The organism is Lysinibacillus sp. NPDC097279 (genome assembly GCF_044761745.1).
In the GTDB taxonomy this organism is placed as follows: domain Bacteria; phylum Bacillota; class Bacilli; order Bacillales_A; family Planococcaceae; genus Lysinibacillus.
Genome location: NZ_JBIWDA010000003.1, coordinates 270405 through 288372, shown reverse-complemented (window position 1 = coordinate 288372; position 17968 = coordinate 270405). Strand labels below are relative to the sequence as shown.

The window sequence follows — 17968 nt, the reverse complement described above, 5'->3', positions numbered from 1 at the left end:
TTTTTATTACTTATTTTTTAATTTTGCTAAAACTTTTTCCATTAGTTCTTCTTCTGTTAATGCAGCTACAGGGCGACTATTTACAAATGTAAATGTTTTTTTTCGTCCTGGGCCACAATAAGAGTGACATCCAATTTCGATGGTTGCATCAGGATCGATTTCCTTTAATTTTGGAATTAACGTTTTTAAGTTAACGGCCTGACATTCATCGCAAACTTTAAATTCGTTTGCCATTTTGTCAACAACCCTTTCTATATAGTATTTTGTTTAATACAATTTTTTAATGCACGCATAACCTTCACATATTTAAGTATGCAGCATACGCACAAACCTACATCCGGTATTGTATCGCATTTTTCCCCTTGTATTCAAGCATAATTCCTTTCACTTGGATGAATAAAAGGTTAAAAGATTGGTCATGCTAGACATAAATAAGGAAGTTCCAAATAAAGGTGGGAGGATTATATGATGAGTAAAGTAAGACAAGATGCTTGGTTAGAAGAAAACGATGAATTGCTAGCAGAGGCAGTAATTCGTCACGTAACAGAAGGTAGTACACAGTTAAATGCCTTTGAAGAAGCTGGTGATGCGTTAAATCGTACTGCTGCTGCATGTGGTTTCCGTTGGAATGCAGTTGTTCGTAAAACTTATGAAGAGCAACTAGCAGAAGCGAAAAAAGAAAGAAAAGAGAGAATGCGAGTGTTGGGTGCACCAGCAAGACGCCGTTCCTCAAATATGTTTACCATTAATAATAGTGATGCAGATAGCAAGTCAATTCCACTGTCTGCCTTATCTCTTGATATTGTCATAGCATATTTACTACGTTTACAACATTCTGGTGAAATAGGAAATGAGTCTTCAAAATGGAGACAACTTGTACACGTAACCTCTGAGAAAAATAAAAAGCTAGAGAAAACTATTGCTCAGCTAGAAGAGGAAAATCGAGCAATTCGCAAAGATTATGAGCAGTTTGTACAAATTATGAACCGTGCTAGACGCCTTGTAACGCTAGATGAAGAGGAAGAACGCATTGCTCCTGTTTTCAAAATGGAGAAAAACGGTAATCTAGTTGTTAGTGGTCCAACATATCAAAAAGAAAATGGCGATGTGCTTAGTTAGCACATTCGCCTTTTTTATTTACCATTATTTCAACTCAAGCATTTTAGCATTTCGCTCGAGCACACGTTGTAAATAAAATGCATATAGTTGTATTTCTTCATCATGAAAGGGCTCTAATCGTACTTCCTCTGCAAATGCAAGGACCATTTGTTGTAGCCGAATTACAACGGCTTCTACTGTTAATGAGGCATCCACTAGTTCACTTAATGAAGCCATTACATCTGGTGTAATTTTAGGATACGTAAATTTCGTTACCTCTCCTCGTAAACTCTCAGTGTAAAAATCACGAATAAGTGCTGCTCGTTCCGCACCGCTTCCTTCAATACATAAATATATTTGTACCGCGACACCTTGTCGTAATCGTCTTTGTGATATACCAGCAAACTTCTTACCTTCAATACTTAAATCATAGGACCCTGGGCAATAAGAGCCAACAATTTCATAGGCTTCAATTTTATCGGCGGCTTCTGGAAGTAAAGCTTTAATTAGCGCTACCATTACATCATAGCCGTCATTAATGCCAATTGCGCTAGTTTGTTCTGATAAAACAAGGGAAATATTCAGTATACCTTCATCCAGCACTACTGCTAGACCGCCTGAATTGCGTACGATTGGGTGATAGCCTCGTTCCTCGAGCAACTTCATTCCTTGCTGTACATATGGTAAACGATGATCTTGAATCCCGAGCACAACGGAGGCTTTATGTACCCATGTGCGTATCGTTGGTGGAGATTCAAGCTGTCCTACTAATTGACACAATGTATCATCGGTTGCAAACGACTCGAGTGGGGAACTGTTTTTCATGCTAATAGATTGATCATATAAACGCCATATTGGCTGTTGTAAATTACTGTTCATTTATTTTGAAAGCTCCTCTATTTACATCTCTTCTCTTTAGCATACAGCATCCATCGAAGGTGTCAAATTAGTGAATTTCAGTCATGAATTTAGGGATTTTGTACAAACTATGATAAACTAAATTAAGAATGATTTTCACTTAAAAAGGAGTGCTTTGAATAATGAATGAAGCAGCAATTACATTAGATGGTTGGTACGCATTACACGATTTCCGCTCAATCGACTGGGCTTCTTGGAAACTTGTATCTGCTGAAGAACGTCAAGCAGCAGTTGAGGAATTTATTGCTTATTTAGAGAAGCTAAATGAAGCAGATGTTGCTAAAACAGGTGCTCATGCATTTTACGCAATCGTTGGTCAAAAGGCCGATTTTATGATTATGACATTACGTGAAACGATGGATGAATTACAAGAGATTGAAGCGGAATTTAACAAATTGGCAATTGCTGATTTCACAATCCCTACATACTCTTATGTATCTGTTGTCGAGCTTTCAAACTACTTAGCTGGTGAATCAAACGAAGACCCTTATCAAAATCCACATGTTCGTGCACGTCTATACCCTGAACTACCTCGTTCTAAGTATGTATGCTTCTACCCAATGGACAAGCGTCGTCAAGGCAATGATAACTGGTACATGTTATCAATGGATGAGCGTAAGTCTTTAATGCGTTCACACGGTATGATTGGTCGAGGCTATGCAGGAAAAGTAAAACAAATTATTACTGGTTCTGTTGGATTTGATGATCACGAGTGGGGCGTTACACTATTCGCAGATGATGTATTACAATTTAAAAAATTAGTATACGAAATGCGTTTCGACGAAGTATCTGCTCGCTATGGTGAGTTCGGTGCATTCTTCGTTGGTAACCTTCTTGATAATGAAAAATTAGTGAACTTCCTATCAGTTAAATAAAAGAAAAAATGCGCGTCCATATAAAATGGGCTCGCATTTTTTTATGCTTCATGTTCCTCGCTGTTTTCTGATTCTATGATTAAAATAATGGTATGGATAAAAAAGCCTATTAGAATCATTACAAATACTAAATACCAATCATAAGGTTGATTGTAATACTCAGCAATTCCAACAGCCATGAATGCACTTACGATAATTGCTACAAACATACTGAAAATACGCATAGTACTACTCCTTTATAAAAGCCATGATCATTTCAATTTAGTATGTCTCAAACAAATTTCAATATACTTGCAAAAACAAGTTTTTTCATAATATAGACGCAAATATTTATTATAAATTGCCCCATGGCTATGTTAGTCATTAAAAAGATTTTTCATTTACTGCAACTTGTACAGGAAAATAGGGTGCTCCCTGTTCAAAATTGAACGAGAAGCACCCTATTTTCCAATGTTCAATGCGCTAATGTAGCTTCATGAGCTTTCATCCTTAACTTTTAAAATTATAATAATCGTATGAATGAAAAAGCCCACTACAATTATTAATATAAAAAGATACCAATGGAGAGGCTGACCATAGATATTTCCGAGTAAAAAAGCTAGTACAGCACTCAATAAAATCCCAATCCAAACACCAATCTCCATGCCTTCCACCTCACATGTATTAATACACATGCAAACTTTTATTCATTCCCCACACCAATTGCGTCCTGATTATCTCCAAGCAAACTAGAAAAAATTGAGGACGGTGCCTTTAATTTGATTAAGACAGAGTTTACTCCACGCTACACTTACATAACCATTTGGCTTTCATCTCCAAATTATAAAAAGTGAAGGACTTCTGTAAAAATAAATTAAATTTTTTCTATTTTTCTTTACCCCATTTAGATGAATACTATCTAAAAACTTCCTTATTTTTACGGACTACTCACTATTACTAATATATGCTTCTGCAAATTGAAATGTGATTTTCTTTCTTATGGAAATTAAACATGTCTACAACACCTTTGAGCATATACTGGTTGCGAGGAGGTTTGAAAATCGCTGTTATAAAGACGAATGAAGCACAAACTGCTTTGCTTGCAAGGCTTATGCGTTCGGAAGCTGAGGGTGAAGGTGAACTGGGCATGCTAATGGTTGGCAATGTTGGCGTCAATCGTGTACGAGCAGATTGTCTCGATTTTGGTGATATTCGAACACTCGAGCAAATGATTTATCAACGTCCAGGGGGGTTTGAAGCTACAACAAAAAGTTATTTTTATCAACGGGCACGTGATCAAGACATTCGATTAGCAAGAAGGGTTATTGAAGGTGAAAGGTTCCATCCGGCTACTCGCTCGCTGTGGTTTTTCAGACCTGAGGGTGATTGCCCTGAACAATGGTATGGTCAATGGAATACGGGGCGTTACAAATCGCATTGCTTCTTCTCACCAACCGAAGAAGATTGTCCTCAAATTTAAATGAAAGAAGGTCGATACTTATGATGCCTTACTATTGGACACCGACAACTCAACAACAAATGACACCTCCTCCAGTGACGCTTCCAAGCGGACGGCCACCTGGACGTGAGGAGTCGTACATTGAAAACATCTTACGTTTGAATCGAGGAAAACCTGGAACATTCCACTTTTCCTTTGAACATGCTGTTGAGCAAGGAAAAAACACAAAAACGGTACGTGGTGTAGTAGAAGCTGCAGGTAGGGACCATGTTATTTTAAGAGAAATCAAGTCAAATCATCGCTTTTTATTCCCCATGATTTACTTTGATTTCGCTGAATTCGATGAGGAAATGTCTTATTTCAATCAAAATCCATAACTGAAATGAGGTTTGGACAAAAGAGAAAAAGTGTTAGATTGACCTCAATCAATCTAACACTTTTTTTGTTGCACAGTTGTTGTCCAGCACCGTAAGCAGCAACCTTTGACATCATGGCGAATAGCTGTGTCTAACGCTACGTGCGTACCCGCAGGAAGCACCGCCTTCACTCGTTATGTCCAAGACTTACTAGTTATTTTCTTGCAAATATTGCAAAATCGCTTTTCCTAATGTTTTTGCTGCAATTAGCATTGCACGTTCGTCAAAATCAAAACGTGCATGATGATGTGGATAGGCTGTTTCCCACTCAGGTTTTTTGGCACCTGTAAAGAAAAACGTACCAGGAATGTTCTCCAGATAATACGCAAAATCTTCTCCAATCATAAACGGTGGGCACGTAATAACATTTTTCACCCCAGGAATATCCGCTGCAAGCTGTTGAACAAATTGTGTTTCTTTCACATGATTATATACGGGTGGATATCCTCTTGTATAACGATATTCATAACTTGCACCAAAGGCAAGACACGTAGCTTTTAATATTGCCTCTAGCTCATGTTCCATTTGTGTACGTACTTGCTCCTCGAATGTTCTTACAGTACCAGTTAAAACTACTCGATCTGCAATCACATTAAATGGATTTATCGCTTCAAAATGACCAATTGTTAGGACAGCAGATTTTAAAGGGTCTATACGACGAGCGACTAATTGCTGGGCATTTATCACAAATTGAGAAGCTAGTACAACCGCATCGATGGAATGATGTGGCTCTGCACCATGTCCTCCTTTTCCTTGTAAAACAATTTCCGCTTTATCAGCAGCCGCCATAATCGCCCCCTCTCTCACTAAAATATCCCCAAGTGGAGTCGGTGCCCATAAATGTGTACCAAATATTACGTCTACCCCATCAAGACACCCATCTTCTATCATCGGCTTTGCTCCGCCTGGCGCAACTTCCTCTGCATGCTGATGAATGAACACTACATTGCCTGCAAGCTCATCCTTCATAGCATTTAGTACTTTGGCAAGTCCAAGTAGTGTTGCGGTATGCCCATCATGTCCACAAGCATGCATTTTACCGTCGACCTTAGACTTATAAGGCACATCATTTTCCTCTTGGATGGCTAATGCGTCAAAATCAGCACGTAACGCCACCGTTTTTCCTTGCTTGGCACCACGTAACGTTGCCACGACGCCTCGTTCACCGACTTGCTCCCTTACTTCATGCCCTAATGCTTTATGAAAAGCTGCTATGTAGGCAGGTGTTTCCACTTCTTCAAAGGATATTTCTGGATTCTGATGTAAATGACGACGAATTGCTACCATCTCATCAAAGCACTCATCAAGCAAATTAAATAATTTTTCCATCACTATAGCCCCGCTTTCTTTTTGTTCCATTTTTAGTAATACTAGTGTACTCCACTAATCCTTACGAAAACAATAGGAATTAAAATTAATCATAAGCCGTTGCCGTTTTAGCTATAAAAAATAGCATGCCAGCATTACCTAGCACACTACTTTTTGAATATTTCTGTCCAAAGGTGGTGAAAAAATCCCCGTTAATCATTTTGCATGTTTTAATGCGCTAACAATAATCAAAACCCAACCGGCTAAAAATAACACACCACCTATTGGTGTAATTGCCCCAAGTACTTTAATGCCGCTTACCGCTAACACATATAGGCTACCTGCAAAAAACACAATCCCTAGGTTAAAGAAAATCCCCGCTAACTTTAATTGTTTGACCTCACCTAGCAATTTCGAGCTCATTAATAGACCGATTATGAGTAAACCCGTAGCATGGAACATTTGATATTGCACAGCTGTTTCCCAAATGCTAAGACCATAATCATCTACAATATCCTTTAAAGCATGTGCACCAAATGCACCTAATGCTACTGCTAAAAAACCATGAAGTGCACCTGTGACAATAAATTTTTTCATCTTAATTACCCTACCTTTTTCATCTTAGTGCTCCAATTACTAGTATTAGGAACGTTTAATGTCTTTATTTAAAAATCAAAAATCGAATCCCCATTTGCACCATCGTCATGCTGTATCTTAGTTGCATTTAAAGTAGATGGCTTTTGCTCTGTAACTAACATTTGTGGTAAATGTTTTGGTTGCATGTTTGTGTTATTTGTAGGTAAATCCAGTACTACATCACATAATGCACGAATGGCTGTCAGTGCCTCGCGAATTTGCTGTTCATTCGTTGCATTATTTGCACTAGCTAATTGTTTTTCAAGTTGCTGCATGACAGCTTCATATGAAATCATTGCGCTCTCTCACCTTCTGCTTTTGACACAAATTTTAGGCAGTCCATGCCAGACGATTGTTTGACAACAACTGATGGTAGTTGCTTTGTTTTAAAGCCGTATGCTACACAAGCACGCGGTGTTTGCGGGTCCCATGTTACTTTGAAATAATGACATTTAAAACAATTTACCTGCATTGCCGTGCCTCTCTTTCTTCTTATTAACTGTACCATGATTTTTATAGTGTATAAAGCAAACGATTTGTGCCACTTTATCCTAGACACCAATCGATTGGCTGTTCTCCCCAATCATTTAATTGCTCATTTATTTTTGAATACGGTTTGCTGCCAAAAAAGCCTCTATAGGCACTTAATGGACTTGGATGTGGCGCTTCTAAAATGACATGGGGTGTTGCATGTTGATAAATTATTTGCTTTTTACGCTGTGCTGGTTTGCCCCATAGCACAAAAATAATTGGTTTTGGTCGCGCTGCCAGTTTTTCAATAACAGCGTCTGTGAACTGTTCCCATCCTTGGTTTTTATGAGAATTGGCCTGTCCCGCTCTGACTGTTAGTACAGTATTTAAAAGCAGGACACCCTGCTGTGCCCATTTCGTTAACGTACCATGCTGAGGAACTGGGCAGCCAATATCGTCTTGTAATTCCTGTAGCATATTGCGTAAGCTTGGCGGGTGTGGCACATCTGGCTTCACAGAAAAACTTAAGCCATGTGCTTGGTTCGGGCCATGGTATGGATCTTGCCCTAAAATTACAACCTTTACATCATGATAAGCAGTACAATGAAATGCATTCATTACATCGCTTATCGGTGGATATATCGTCTGTGTCGAATATTCATGTGCCACAAATTGACGTAACTGTTGGTAGTATGGTTTTTCTAATTCATCTGCTAGTATTGTTTGCCAATCATTTGGGAATACTTCTTTCATTGAAATTAAGCCCCTTTCTTTCTTACAACGGTACAAAAAAATAATGTGTTATTCAAGTTTCAATTTATACTGACCTTATAAAAATATTGATTTCTGACTATTTTTACAGAACCAGAATAGGACTATACTAAACGGTAGATGAAACTATTCAAAAACGAAGGAGATCTTTCACATGGCTCTTAAAAAAACTTTAACAATTGCAGGTTCAGACACATCTGGTGGCGCTGGCATGCAAGCAGACCTTAAAACATTCCAAGAACATGGCACATACGGTATGGTGGCACTAACAGTAGTTGTTACAATGGATCCAAATGGTTGGACACATAATGTAACTCCATTACCAACAGAGCTTCTTCAAAAACAAATTAATACAGCATTATCTACAGGCATTGATGCAGTAAAAACAGGTATGCTTTCAACAGAGGAAATTATTCGCATAGCTGGTGAAGCAATCGCAAAATCTGGTACTTCTAATGTTGTAATTGATCCTGTTATGGTGTGTAAAGGTGATGATGAAGTATTAAATCCTGGGAACACTGACGCTATGATTCAATATCTTCTACCGCTAGCTGCAGTTACAACACCGAACCTTTTTGAAGCTGGTCAATTAGCTGGCACAAGTACACCTAAGTCAATTGATGACATGAAAACAGCAGCTCGTAAAATTCATGAGCTAGGTGCAAAAGCCGTTGTCATTAAAGGTGGTAAAGCATTAGCAACAGAAAAAGCAACAGACTTATTTTTTGATGGTGCGACATTCTACTTATTAGAATCAGAAAAAGTGGCTTCTACTTATAATCATGGTGCAGGCTGTACATTCGCTGCATCAGTTACAGCTAATTTAGCTAATGGTCTATCTGTGAAAGAAGCTGTAATTGAAGCAAAAGAATTTGTTTCAGCTGCTATCGCACATGGTTGGGCGTTAAACGACTATGTTGGACCAGTAATGCACGGTGCGAAATCTCGCTTCGGCGCTCCAGTAGTGACTGTAACTGAAATTTAAAAATTGTAAAAGTACATTTAAATAGTAAAGAGAGCGTGCTCTCTTCTTATTAACAAAAGAGATTAAGAATGAATTCTTAATCCCTTTTGTTTTTTTATTATAAAAATTAGGCTCTTACTTTCGTCTTGACCATACTGTCTGAACTTGATTTATATTGGCGATACCCTTCTTCGTTTTATAATAGACTGCTTGCATTACTTATAAAGTTGATTGGAGCGGAAAGCGGGCGACTCCTGCTCAGAACGCACAGTACGTAAGATGCAACAGACCGCGCGCTAGCGAGGGTTGCGGCTTACGATGTGCCCGCGGAAAGCGCCCGCCTGTAGATGAAATCAACAGCAGTAGTCATCACTTCTATATTAATAAGACTATTGAATAGAAAAAGGTATCTAATTAGAACTGACCTATCCCCCTTGCCTACAGGTCAGGATTTTGCTAATTAGATACCTTTTTTTACATATAGTTAACCATTAGTTCGAGCCGATAATCCCATGGATCGTTCATGGAGATAAAACTAGCTAATGCTTTACTTTCCTTTTTACGCTCCGCACGTGCTTTTGCTCGTTCAGAAGCAGTCTCATGCAATTTAGTTTCCTCTACTGTTTCAGGTATAACGCGCGGAACTGCCGTAGGCTGATTATGTTCATCAAGGGCAACAAAGGTTAATAATGCTGTCGCAGCAACTTTTCGCTCACCTGTTTTAAGATTTTCCGATATAACTTTCACAAATACCTCCATCGAGGAAGTCCCTGTCCATGTCACATAGGATTCAAAATAAACAGAGTCCGTCGGTCGAATAGGTTGTAAGAAATCGACTGAATCTGTGGAGGCAGTGACACAATCTCTTCTACTATGTTTGGCTGCGGAAATTGATGCGACTTGATCGATATCACTCATTAAGCGACCACCAAAAAGTGTATTATGATTGTTTACATCATTCGGAAAAACACGACTTGTCCGCATAACTCTAGATTCTTTACAAAACTTATAATCCTTCATCCCATCAATTCCTCCTATTACTTATTTTTTGTTCCTATTATAATGCAATATTTTAATTGAAAAATCAATCTTATTTTCTGAAAATTTAAAATTTTTACTTTTACACAATAAAATAGGACAAGATACAGTATCGCTATATATGCCATATATTAGCTGTATATGGGAGGGAGACGTATGAAAAAACAAAAATCTGAGGAAACAACTGAAGAATCACGCTTGTTAGCTGGAGAAATCACTTCTTCTAAAGTTGAAGTAATCGCATCCATTATATTAACTCTCGGTTATTCACTATCTACCCTTGCCACGATTTTAGCGTTACAGGAGGAGGAGGAAGATGCACAATTACTTGCTTCCAATTCACAAGATCAAAATCAACAATTTAAACAAATGTGCAAACAATTACAAGCTGTTAATAATCGTTTAGATTCCATTGAAAAGAAGCTCAATCGTTTTTAAAAGGTACATATCCTATTCGCTCCGTTTGCCTGGAAGATTAGTAAGTAATTTTGATACGTATACATGTAAAAAAACCACAATCCCCCGTCATAAAGAGGATTGTGGCTTTTTTACTATACTATGATAATGAGCTTTCATGTCTTCTCTACACGCAACAGCTCTAAACCTAAATATGTAGAAGAACGTCATCTATTGTACCAAGATAGAAATCGTTTTTGTTCAACTTAAAATCCCCTTCTACATGGTAAGCTGTCCCACTCTACGTGAGAGAAGTCAAATATGCAACATCTTTTTATTTTGTGAAACCGCATACAAATTAAAACGACACTTTTTGTACATATTTGCTTTCACACTCTATATATTGATACATTACAATAACTTTTTCAAGGATTTTGCTTTAAAAAAAGAACTAAAGAATCATAAACTTTTACAATTTCACTATTTTACATGCGTATAAAATATGAAAATCAGCCTCAACAAAAATTGGTCATAAAAAGGTCATTCAATTTCCCTTTGTGACCTTTTTTGACTATACTTAAGAAAGACATAATCGAGAGGAGTGTTAAGATGCAAGAAGTACAAGTAGAGACGTTGCAAGAATTACTAAATTCTTTCGCCAACAAAGACGTTTATATCCATCTTGAGACGACAAACGGTTCTTACGCAGCACACTATGATGAAAAGTTTTTTAACGCTGGTGCATTCATACGTAATGCAAAAATTAATTACGAACTGGCAAAAGTGGTAGATGACTCTCCACATCGTGTCGGCTTAAAAATGGCACATGGTTGGGTTTATGCTCAAGGCATTACACATTATGAATTAGATGATTTAGGCCGTTTGTTAATGGCTGGACTAGACTATTCAGGTAAATTGGCGATAGCACTTGAAATTAGCGAAACGCCATTTACTTATTAAGGGGGACAACTATTTGAATTTACAACCACAACGTCATATTTTAATTGTTTACCCTCACCCAGATGATGAGGCTTTTTCAGTTGCTGGAACGATTGCCTATTATACAAAAAAGATGAATACACCTGTTACATATGCCTGCCTAACATTGGGTGAAATGGGTCGTAATTTAGGAAATCCACCTTTCGCTACGCGTGAATCGTTGCCAGAAATACGCCGCAAGGAGCTAGTTGCGGCAGCAGATGCTATGGGTATTCAAGATTTACGCATGCTCGGCCTACGCGATAAAACAATTGAGTTTGAAGATGATGAAAAAATGGTCAAACTCGTGGAAGGGCTAATCGAAGAATTGATGCCATCGCTTATTTTCACGTTCCTTCCAGGCTTTGCAGTGCATCCTGACCACGAAGCAACAGCACGTGCAGTTGTTGAGGCTGTTCGTCGTATGCCTAAAGCAGCACGCCCTCAAATTTTAGCGTGTGCCTTTGCCAATGATACACTCGAGAAAAACGGTGAGCCACATGTAGAAATCGATATTCGCGAAATGAAGATGGATAAATTACAGGCATTACAAGCTCACGCTTCACAAACAGGTTGGATGATGCAAGAAACAGAAAAACGCATTGACGACGGAGAGCCAATGAGCGAAAGCTGGCTGAATGTTGAAAAGTTCTACATTGTTAATCCTGACAATTATATAAAATAATACGAAAAGCGGTTGTGCCCTAAAAAGGTCACAACCGCTTTTATTTCGCTACTTTTAATTTATTAATTACATGAATAATCATCGTTAAAACAAACGCAATCACTAATATTACAAAAAATAAATAATGTGGTACATGTATACCAAACACAGTCACTAACATTTTGATTGCAATAATGCCAATAATAATAAAAGCTGTTGCTTCTAACTCTGGTATTTTTTCAATAATAATTAAAAATAAACCTGCTATTGTTCGCATCATTAAAATGCCTAACATTCCGCCAACTAATAGTACCCAAACTTGATCAGATATCGCAAATGCAGCAAATATTGAATCAATCGAAAAAGCAATATCCATTAACTCAACAGCAATAACCGTTGCCCAAAATACGCCAAAAATACGTACCATTAAGCCAGACTTTTTTACTTCTTTGACACTATCCTCTTGTCCTAGTTGTAAAAAATGAGCGATACTAATCCACCCTAAATACAAAGCCCCTAACACTTTAATAAACCAAAATTCTACGAGATACACACCAATTCCAATAAATAAAAAACGGAAAAAATAAGCGCCAAGCATACCATACATTAATGCACGTTTACGTTGCTTATCTGGTAAATGTTTGACAAGTACCGCGAGTACAAGGGCATTATCCGCTGAAAGTAATCCTTCAATTATAACGAGCGATGAAATTAATCCCCATGATACTGGATCTGCCAATACTTGTTTCCACATGTCCCAATCGAAAAATTGCATATATGTAGATAGTATCCCATGAATAATGTCCAATTGCTTCCTCCCTACTTGTCCTAAACTAATCTAGTATATGCTCACCAATTATCGTTATGAAATGTCACCGACTTGGCGATTTAAAAAAAATAAAATAATTCAATTACTACTAAACTCGAAAATAGGACGTTTTTTCTCGAACATTACAGATTATGCTGCCCCATTAAAACGCTATGATAAAAATAGACACCGAAAATTTAGAATTTACTAAAAATTTATACCAAAAGTCGAGAAAAATATGCTATCATAGATGAATGTTTTATACGTAAAACGGAGGATGAATACTATGGAAGTAGCTGATACTAAAACGGTGCAAGTAGAAAATATCTTAATTGCACATCACTTTTTAAAGGATGTAGTGGTACATACACCACTGCAGAAAAACGATTATTTATCGGAGAAATACGGAGCCCATATTTATTTCAAACGCGAAGATTTACAACATGTTCGCTCTTTTAAACTACGTGGTGCTTACTATAAAATTAAAAAAATTGAGGAAGAAGCTCGTGAAGCAGGTGTAGTTTGTGCAAGCGCAGGAAATCATGCACAAGGTGTTGCATATGCCTGTGCACAACTAAAGATTCAAGCTAGCATTTTCATGCCTCAAACTACCCCTAAACAAAAGATCGACCAAGTTCGAATGTTTGGCCGTGATTGTGTTGAAATTATTTTAGCAGGAGATACGTTTGATGATGCTGCTGAAAGTGCAATGGTCTACTGCGAGGAACAAGGTAAAATCTTTATCCATCCTTTCGATGATTTTGACGTCATCGCTGGACAAGGAACGGTCGCTGTTGAAATAATGAACGACATGGAAGAACCAATCGACTATGTATTCGGTAGTATCGGTGGAGGCGGATTAATGTCAGGTGTTTCAGCTTATGTGAAAAACCTCTCCCCCAACAGTAAAATTATCGGTGTAGAGCCAGCTGGTGCAGGCAGTATGAAAGCCGCGTTTGCAGAGGGCGGTGCAGTGGCTCTTGATTGGATTGACAAATTCGTAGATGGTGCGGCCGTAAAATGCGTTGGTCACCACACATATGATGTTTGTCGTCGTTACTTAGACGATATCGTACTCGTTCCCGAAGGAAAAGTATGTACAACAATATTAGATTTGTACAATAAACACGCTATTATCGCTGAACCAGCTGGCGCGTTATCGGTCGCTGCTCTTGATAGCTATAAAGAAGAAATTAAAGGAAAATCTGTCGTCGTGATTATTAGCGGTGGTAATAATGACATTGGCCGTATGCAAGAAATAAAAGAGAAATCTTTAATACATGAAGGATTACTATACTACTTTATCGTAAGTTTCCCTCAACGTGCAGGTGCACTTCGCCAATTCCTTACAAGTGTTGTAGGACCAAATGATGATATTACTACATTTGAATATACAAAGAAAAACAACAAGGAAAGTGGCCCAGCCTTAGTCGGCATCGAGCTCGGTAATCGCGATGACTATGACGGATTACTAAGACGCATGAAAGAATTTGGATTCAACTACAAAGAAGTAAATAACGATATCCAATTATTTGGCTTACTCGTATAAATTCTAGTGCCAGTCACCCAAACAATTCTGAAAATTAAATTAATAATTAAGAAAAAATTCACGTAGACTCCTGCGTGAACAGCATAAAAAGTAAGCCGCAACAGACGGCGCGACAGCGACGGTTGCGGCTTACTACAGTGCCTGGCACTCAAACAATTCTGAAATCTCCCGACACGCACACTACAGTTCTGAACGAATCGTGTCCTAAAAAACAAAATTAGTTTACAATTTTTCTTGCAGGCGAATCCTCATTTAGCCTAAAATCATATTCGTTTGCATTAAGATATTTCGGGTCTATATAACTCGACTTGTTATCACTTTTTGAGGCTTTTTGGAATTTAGAAAAGGAAGTATATTCTTGTTCTTTCCATACCCAAATACCCCTTTCGCCTTTTTCTTTATGAAATACATTCTTTATTAGTTTGTTTTTTTGATTAGTTGTAAAATAGTTGGAGATAAAAATCCGCGATGGTCCAGCAGTGAGAATATTTTTTTCTATTACATTGTTTTTTGTTTCATATTGTAATAATAGTTGTCCCCCACCTAACCCCTTCGTGTCATTTCGATAAAGAATATTTTGAGAGATAGTAGAATTCCTCGTTCCTCCTCGATGTTCATCATAACCACCTATCGATATCCCAGTGTAAAAGTTTTCATAAATACTATTATTCTTTATTGTAATATTATCAGCGTATTTTTTAGCATGCTCGGAGGTAGCTTCTATTCCAATATCATTTTTATAAACAGTATTCTTTTCAATAGTTATATTTTTTCCACCATCTACATAAATTCCACCTGCAGAATATTCCTCCCCATAAGCAGGATTGCCGTAAGAGGATATTTCAGTCACTAGATTATTTTTGACGACGCCATTCCGCACAAAGTCTACTGTTTTATCTTTTGAAATGCCTTCATAACCAATTAAATCAATCCCGATATTATCACTCCGACGGACTATATTATTATTTACTTGAAAACCGTCAATATTTCCATTTAGAACAAGTGATTCACTAGCCCCAAGTTTCAAATCTTCCAACGTATTATGAGAAATATTTATATCTTTCATTGTGCCTGTTCCGTATATAGCAATCCCATGCCCATTCCCATCAGCTGCATTTGTTTCAATGCGCTGCACATGATTATTTTCCAGTGTAATATGGCTACTAGAGCCTGTAACATATAGCCCTATTACTGTTTCATCTGCTAAATCAGTAAATAAATCCTGAATTGTTAGATCACTGATAGTTACATAATTTTTATTATTTATCGCTACTATAGCTGTATCCCCTTCAACATCCTTCATGTCCTTTCCACTAAGAACAACTTTCTCCTTATTGTAAGCTTTAAATGTAATGGGTTTTGACTTTGTGCCACTATGTTTTACGACAAGCTTTTCATGATAGTTTCCTTTTCGTATAAAAACGGTAGTACCAGCATTTGCTTCTGAAGCCGCTTTTTTTAAGGTACGATATGGCTTTGATTTTGTACCATCATATTGATCATTTCCATCTGTCGCAACATAAATAGCTTGATTTTGCTTATCTTCTTTATTGTATAAAACAAAGACAAGCACCGTAGCAACTGCAAGTAAGAGGATCACATAAAATTTTTTCATTAAATCATTCCTTATTAAATTTATAGTGCCAGTCACCAAAACAATTCTGAATTCTCACTTGGACAATAAAAACGCCCATACTAATGTATGGGCATTTCAATTTTATCCTAGCAACGCACGGTCTGAATTCATTTTCTCGCCACGAATGCGTTCAAATTCAGCCATTAAATCAGGAATTGTTAGTTCGTGTTTACGATCCTCACCAACTTCCAAAATGATTTGACCTTTATCCATCATAATGAGGCGATTTCCTAAATCCAATGCTTGTTGCATATTGTGTGTGACCATCAGCGTTGTAAGGTTATCTTTTTCAACTAAATGCTTCGTAATACGCGTAATAAGCTCCGCACGAGACGGATCGAGTGCCGCTGTATGTTCATCTAGCAATAAAATTGATGGCTTAGTAAACGTAGCCATTAAAAGTGATAATGCCTGACGCTCTCCACCCGATAGGAGACCAACCTTTGCCGACAGGCGATTTTCCAAGTTTAAGCCAAGCATCTCTAATGATTCCTTAAAAACTTGTCGACGCTTTTTATCAACGCCGATACGTAAGCCCCGACTCTTATTTCTAGAATACGCTAGTGCTAAATTTTCTTCAATTGTCATTGTCGGTGCTGTCCCCGCCATAGGGTCCTGAAACACTCGCCCAATAAAATGCGAGCGTTTATATTCTGGCAACCCCGTTACGTTATTGCCATCGATTAATACAGAACCGAAATCTGGCGTTAACGCGCCTGAAATCATATTCATCATCGTTGATTTACCAGCACCATTACTACCGATAATTGTAACGAAATCACCTGGCGTTAAATGCAGGTTTATTTCCGCAAGTGCGATTTTTTCATCAGGTGTACCTTCATTAAAAATTTTATTAATGCCGTCTAATTTAAGCAAGGCCTTTTCCCCCTTGCTCTACTGGTTTTACTTGTTTTCGCTCCGCCGCTCGCTTTGCTTTACGTTTCCGTTCTTTATTTTTATCAACAAATTGAGGTACAACAAGCGCCAAAATAACGATAATAGCCGTAATTAGCTTCATATCTCCTGAATCTAGGAAATCTACACGTAATGCTAATGCTAAAATGATACGGTAAATAATAGCACCTGCGATTACAGCTAAAGTAGTTCGCATAATTGTTTTTGTGCCAAAGATTGCTTCACCAATAATAACAGAGGCAAGACCGATAACAATCATACCAATCCCCATACTTACATCGGAGAACTTCGAATATTGTGCGATTAAAGCTCCAGAAAATGCGACAAGTGCATTTGAAAGACCTAGCCCAAGAATAATAAGCGTATCCGTGTTTGCAGAGAAACTACGAATCATTCGTTTATTATCACCTGTTGCTCGAATAGCTAGCCCGACTTCTGTTTTTAAGAACCAGTCCGCAATAAATTTAATTAAAATCGTGATGAGTAAAACTACAATCAACGTACCCCAAGTAGTCGGTACTTGCTGAATGCCGATGCTTTTTAATACGTTATTTAATGCAGCATCGATACCTAAATTACTCCAAAATGTTTGAAACTTTGAAAACAACGTTTCAGAGTTTAACAATGGAATATTCGGACGACCTATCGTATTTTCTGCAGTTAACCCCATGATACGTAGGTTAATAGAATACAAGGCAATCATCATTAAAATCCCTGATAAAAGCGGATTGATCTTCCCTTTTGTGTGAAGAATTCCTGTCATACATCCTGCAATAAATCCAGCAACAATTGCCACTAAAGTCGCTAAGATTGGGTGGTAGCCAAGCAGAATCATTGTCGCTGCTGTTGCCGCCCCTGTTACAAAGCTTCCATCAACCGTTAAATCCGGAAAATCTAACACACGGAATGTTAAGTACACACCGAGTGCCATAATTGCATAGATGATTCCTTGCTCCACAGAGCCAAATATTGCTGTAAACATCGTTGAATCATCTCCTAAAAAATTATCGTATCATTAAGCCTCATCGCAATTTCGTCCGTGTTTTTAAGCTTGCTCGAAAAACACCTCTCAAAACATGTGGCAACCGC

23 protein-coding genes are annotated in these 17968 nt (G+C 37.8%); 9 read left to right on the top strand and 14 right to left on the bottom strand.

The window, feature by feature from the left end; translation table 11 throughout:
* Nucleotides 1-6: 6 nt before the first annotated feature.
* Complete coding sequence (locus tag ACIQ1H_RS15115) at nt 7-234, bottom strand: YuzB family protein (protein WP_024362844.1); 228 nt, start codon at nt 232-234, stop codon at nt 7-9.
* A 234-nt stretch (nt 235-468) separates the two neighbouring features.
* Between ACIQ1H_RS15115 and ACIQ1H_RS15110 the strand changes: the two genes are divergently transcribed.
* Entirely contained in the window at nt 469-1119 is a 651-nt protein-coding gene (locus ACIQ1H_RS15110) for an RsfA family transcriptional regulator (RefSeq protein ID WP_173478662.1), read from the top strand.
* Nucleotides 1120-1143: 24 nt separating this feature from the next.
* Here the strand turns inward: ACIQ1H_RS15110 and lipL are convergent, their stop codons facing one another.
* A complete protein-coding gene (lipL, locus tag ACIQ1H_RS15105) occupies nt 1144-1977 on the bottom strand; it encodes an octanoyl-[GcvH]:protein N-octanoyltransferase (protein ID WP_402889814.1) in 834 nt (277 codons plus the stop codon).
* A gap of 161 nt (nt 1978-2138) precedes the next feature.
* On the opposite strand from lipL, the gene hemQ reads away from it, so the two are divergent.
* The gene (hemQ, locus tag ACIQ1H_RS15100) at nt 2139-2891 is read left to right on the top strand and encodes a hydrogen peroxide-dependent heme synthase (RefSeq protein ID WP_402889812.1); all 753 of its coding nucleotides are present in this window, start codon (nt 2139-2141) and stop codon (nt 2889-2891) included.
* A 41-nt stretch (nt 2892-2932) separates the two neighbouring features.
* Here hemQ and ACIQ1H_RS15095 read toward each other — a convergent pair whose 3' ends face one another.
* Nucleotides 2933-3115, bottom strand: a complete 183-nt coding sequence (locus ACIQ1H_RS15095; protein ID WP_139860235.1) for a hypothetical protein — start codon at nt 3113-3115, stop codon at nt 2933-2935.
* Between the two features lie 249 nt (nt 3116-3364).
* The gene (locus tag ACIQ1H_RS15090) at nt 3365-3535 is read right to left on the bottom strand and encodes a hypothetical protein (protein ID WP_337982123.1); all 171 of its coding nucleotides are present in this window, start codon (nt 3533-3535) and stop codon (nt 3365-3367) included.
* A 389-nt stretch (nt 3536-3924) separates the two neighbouring features.
* On the opposite strand from ACIQ1H_RS15090, the gene ACIQ1H_RS15085 reads away from it, so the two are divergent.
* A complete protein-coding gene (locus tag ACIQ1H_RS15085) occupies nt 3925-4350 on the top strand; it encodes a cell wall hydrolase (protein ID WP_402889810.1) in 426 nt (141 codons plus the stop codon).
* A 20-nt stretch (nt 4351-4370) separates the two neighbouring features.
* Entirely contained in the window at nt 4371-4706 is a 336-nt protein-coding gene (gerQ, locus tag ACIQ1H_RS15080; RefSeq protein ID WP_173478664.1) for a spore coat protein GerQ, read from the top strand.
* A 189-nt stretch (nt 4707-4895) separates the two neighbouring features.
* Here the strand turns inward: gerQ and ACIQ1H_RS15075 are convergent, their stop codons facing one another.
* From ACIQ1H_RS15075 to ACIQ1H_RS15055, 5 genes are all read right to left on the bottom strand, one after another.
* A complete protein-coding gene (locus ACIQ1H_RS15075; RefSeq protein WP_402889808.1) occupies nt 4896-6074 on the bottom strand; it encodes a M20 family metallopeptidase in 1179 nt (392 codons plus the stop codon).
* Between the two features lie 195 nt (nt 6075-6269).
* Nucleotides 6270-6650: a DUF423 domain-containing protein gene (locus ACIQ1H_RS15070; protein WP_139860109.1), complete on the bottom strand. Its 381-nt coding sequence runs from the start codon at nt 6648-6650 to the stop codon at nt 6270-6272.
* A gap of 68 nt (nt 6651-6718) precedes the next feature.
* A complete protein-coding gene (locus ACIQ1H_RS15065; protein ID WP_139860107.1) occupies nt 6719-6985 on the bottom strand; it encodes a YwdI family protein in 267 nt (88 codons plus the stop codon).
* The gene (locus ACIQ1H_RS15060) at nt 6982-7161 is read right to left on the bottom strand and encodes a uracil-DNA glycosylase (RefSeq protein ID WP_402889806.1); all 180 of its coding nucleotides are present in this window, start codon (nt 7159-7161) and stop codon (nt 6982-6984) included. The genes ACIQ1H_RS15065 and ACIQ1H_RS15060 overlap by 4 nt, the downstream gene beginning before the upstream one ends.
* A gap of 74 nt (nt 7162-7235) precedes the next feature.
* Nucleotides 7236-7913, bottom strand: coding sequence for a uracil-DNA glycosylase (locus ACIQ1H_RS15055; protein WP_402889804.1), 678 nt, complete (start codon nt 7911-7913; stop codon nt 7236-7238).
* 172 nt (nt 7914-8085) lie between these two features.
* Here ACIQ1H_RS15055 and thiD point away from each other — a divergent pair, with 172 nt between their 5' ends.
* Nucleotides 8086-8916 carry a bifunctional hydroxymethylpyrimidine kinase/phosphomethylpyrimidine kinase gene (gene thiD / locus ACIQ1H_RS15050; protein ID WP_402889802.1) on the top strand — a complete coding sequence of 277 codons (831 nt, stop codon included), beginning with the start codon at nt 8086-8088 and terminating at the stop codon, nt 8914-8916.
* A gap of 453 nt (nt 8917-9369) precedes the next feature.
* On the opposite strand, the gene ACIQ1H_RS15045 is transcribed toward thiD, so the two are convergent.
* On the bottom strand, nt 9370-9915 hold the full coding sequence (locus ACIQ1H_RS15045) for an acyl-CoA thioesterase (protein WP_337982127.1): 546 nt from the start codon (nt 9913-9915) through the stop codon (nt 9370-9372).
* 174 nt (nt 9916-10089) lie between these two features.
* On the opposite strand from ACIQ1H_RS15045, the gene ACIQ1H_RS15040 reads away from it, so the two are divergent.
* From ACIQ1H_RS15040 to bshB2, 3 genes are all read left to right on the top strand, one after another.
* Nucleotides 10090-10371, top strand: coding sequence for a hypothetical protein (locus ACIQ1H_RS15040; RefSeq protein WP_139860330.1), 282 nt, complete (start codon nt 10090-10092; stop codon nt 10369-10371).
* A gap of 567 nt (nt 10372-10938) precedes the next feature.
* Entirely contained in the window at nt 10939-11289 is a 351-nt protein-coding gene (locus tag ACIQ1H_RS15035) for a YojF family protein (protein WP_024362827.1), read from the top strand.
* A gap of 13 nt (nt 11290-11302) precedes the next feature.
* Nucleotides 11303-11992, top strand: a complete 690-nt coding sequence (gene bshB2, locus ACIQ1H_RS15030) for a bacillithiol biosynthesis deacetylase BshB2 (RefSeq protein ID WP_139860328.1) — start codon at nt 11303-11305, stop codon at nt 11990-11992.
* Nucleotides 11993-12032: 40 nt separating this feature from the next.
* Here the strand turns inward: bshB2 and ACIQ1H_RS15025 are convergent, their stop codons facing one another.
* The gene (locus ACIQ1H_RS15025) at nt 12033-12779 is read right to left on the bottom strand and encodes a TerC family protein (RefSeq protein WP_402889801.1); all 747 of its coding nucleotides are present in this window, start codon (nt 12777-12779) and stop codon (nt 12033-12035) included.
* 286 nt (nt 12780-13065) lie between these two features.
* Between ACIQ1H_RS15025 and ilvA the strand changes: the two genes are divergently transcribed.
* Nucleotides 13066-14328 carry a threonine ammonia-lyase IlvA gene (gene ilvA / locus ACIQ1H_RS15020; RefSeq protein ID WP_173478667.1) on the top strand — a complete coding sequence of 421 codons (1263 nt, stop codon included), beginning with the start codon at nt 13066-13068 and terminating at the stop codon, nt 14326-14328.
* A gap of 217 nt (nt 14329-14545) precedes the next feature.
* On the opposite strand, the gene ACIQ1H_RS15015 is transcribed toward ilvA, so the two are convergent.
* From ACIQ1H_RS15015 to ACIQ1H_RS15005, 3 genes are all read right to left on the bottom strand, one after another.
* Nucleotides 14546-15943, bottom strand: coding sequence for a DUF1565 domain-containing protein (locus ACIQ1H_RS15015; RefSeq protein WP_402889799.1), 1398 nt, complete (start codon nt 15941-15943; stop codon nt 14546-14548).
* 102 nt (nt 15944-16045) lie between these two features.
* A complete protein-coding gene (locus ACIQ1H_RS15010; protein WP_337982129.1) occupies nt 16046-16840 on the bottom strand; it encodes an ABC transporter ATP-binding protein in 795 nt (264 codons plus the stop codon).
* Complete coding sequence (locus ACIQ1H_RS15005) at nt 16833-17861, bottom strand: ABC transporter permease (RefSeq protein WP_402889798.1); 1029 nt, start codon at nt 17859-17861, stop codon at nt 16833-16835. Before ACIQ1H_RS15005 ends, ACIQ1H_RS15010 begins: the two co-directional genes overlap by 8 nt.
* Between the last annotated feature and the right edge of the window lie 107 nt (nt 17862-17968).

What these genes read in the sequence shown, in the direction of transcription:
- ACIQ1H_RS15055 (WP_402889804.1), bottom strand. Translation starts at nt 7,913, where the DNA reads ATGAAAGAAGTATTCCCAAATGATTGGCAAACAATACTAGCAGATGAA.
- ACIQ1H_RS15075 (WP_402889808.1), bottom strand. Translation starts at nt 6,074, where the DNA reads ATGGAAAAATTATTTAATTTGCTTGATGAGTGCTTTGATGAGATGGTA.
- ACIQ1H_RS15070 (WP_139860109.1), bottom strand. Translation starts at nt 6,650, where the DNA reads ATGAAAAAATTTATTGTCACAGGTGCACTTCATGGTTTTTTAGCAGTA.
- ACIQ1H_RS15060 (WP_402889806.1), bottom strand. Translation starts at nt 7,161, where the DNA reads ATGCAGGTAAATTGTTTTAAATGTCATTATTTCAAAGTAACATGGGAC.
- gerQ (WP_173478664.1), top strand. Translation starts at nt 4,371, where the DNA reads ATGATGCCTTACTATTGGACACCGACAACTCAACAACAAATGACACCT.
- ACIQ1H_RS15005 (WP_402889798.1), bottom strand. Translation starts at nt 17,861, where the DNA reads ATGTTTACAGCAATATTTGGCTCTGTGGAGCAAGGAATCATCTATGCA.
- ACIQ1H_RS15015 (WP_402889799.1), bottom strand. Translation starts at nt 15,943, where the DNA reads ATGAAAAAATTTTATGTGATCCTCTTACTTGCAGTTGCTACGGTGCTT.
- ACIQ1H_RS15090 (WP_337982123.1), bottom strand. Translation starts at nt 3,535, where the DNA reads ATGGAGATTGGTGTTTGGATTGGGATTTTATTGAGTGCTGTACTAGCT.
- lipL (WP_402889814.1), bottom strand. Translation starts at nt 1,977, where the DNA reads ATGAACAGTAATTTACAACAGCCAATATGGCGTTTATATGATCAATCT.
- ACIQ1H_RS15065 (WP_139860107.1), bottom strand. Translation starts at nt 6,985, where the DNA reads ATGATTTCATATGAAGCTGTCATGCAGCAACTTGAAAAACAATTAGCT.
- thiD (WP_402889802.1), top strand. Translation starts at nt 8,086, where the DNA reads ATGGCTCTTAAAAAAACTTTAACAATTGCAGGTTCAGACACATCTGGT.
- ACIQ1H_RS15045 (WP_337982127.1), bottom strand. Translation starts at nt 9,915, where the DNA reads ATGAAGGATTATAAGTTTTGTAAAGAATCTAGAGTTATGCGGACAAGT.
- ACIQ1H_RS15035 (WP_024362827.1), top strand. Translation starts at nt 10,939, where the DNA reads ATGCAAGAAGTACAAGTAGAGACGTTGCAAGAATTACTAAATTCTTTC.
- hemQ (WP_402889812.1), top strand. Translation starts at nt 2,139, where the DNA reads ATGAATGAAGCAGCAATTACATTAGATGGTTGGTACGCATTACACGAT.
- ACIQ1H_RS15095 (WP_139860235.1), bottom strand. Translation starts at nt 3,115, where the DNA reads ATGCGTATTTTCAGTATGTTTGTAGCAATTATCGTAAGTGCATTCATG.
- ACIQ1H_RS15115 (WP_024362844.1), bottom strand. Translation starts at nt 234, where the DNA reads ATGGCAAACGAATTTAAAGTTTGCGATGAATGTCAGGCCGTTAACTTA.
- ACIQ1H_RS15040 (WP_139860330.1), top strand. Translation starts at nt 10,090, where the DNA reads ATGAAAAAACAAAAATCTGAGGAAACAACTGAAGAATCACGCTTGTTA.
- ACIQ1H_RS15110 (WP_173478662.1), top strand. Translation starts at nt 469, where the DNA reads ATGAGTAAAGTAAGACAAGATGCTTGGTTAGAAGAAAACGATGAATTG.
- ilvA (WP_173478667.1), top strand. Translation starts at nt 13,066, where the DNA reads ATGGAAGTAGCTGATACTAAAACGGTGCAAGTAGAAAATATCTTAATT.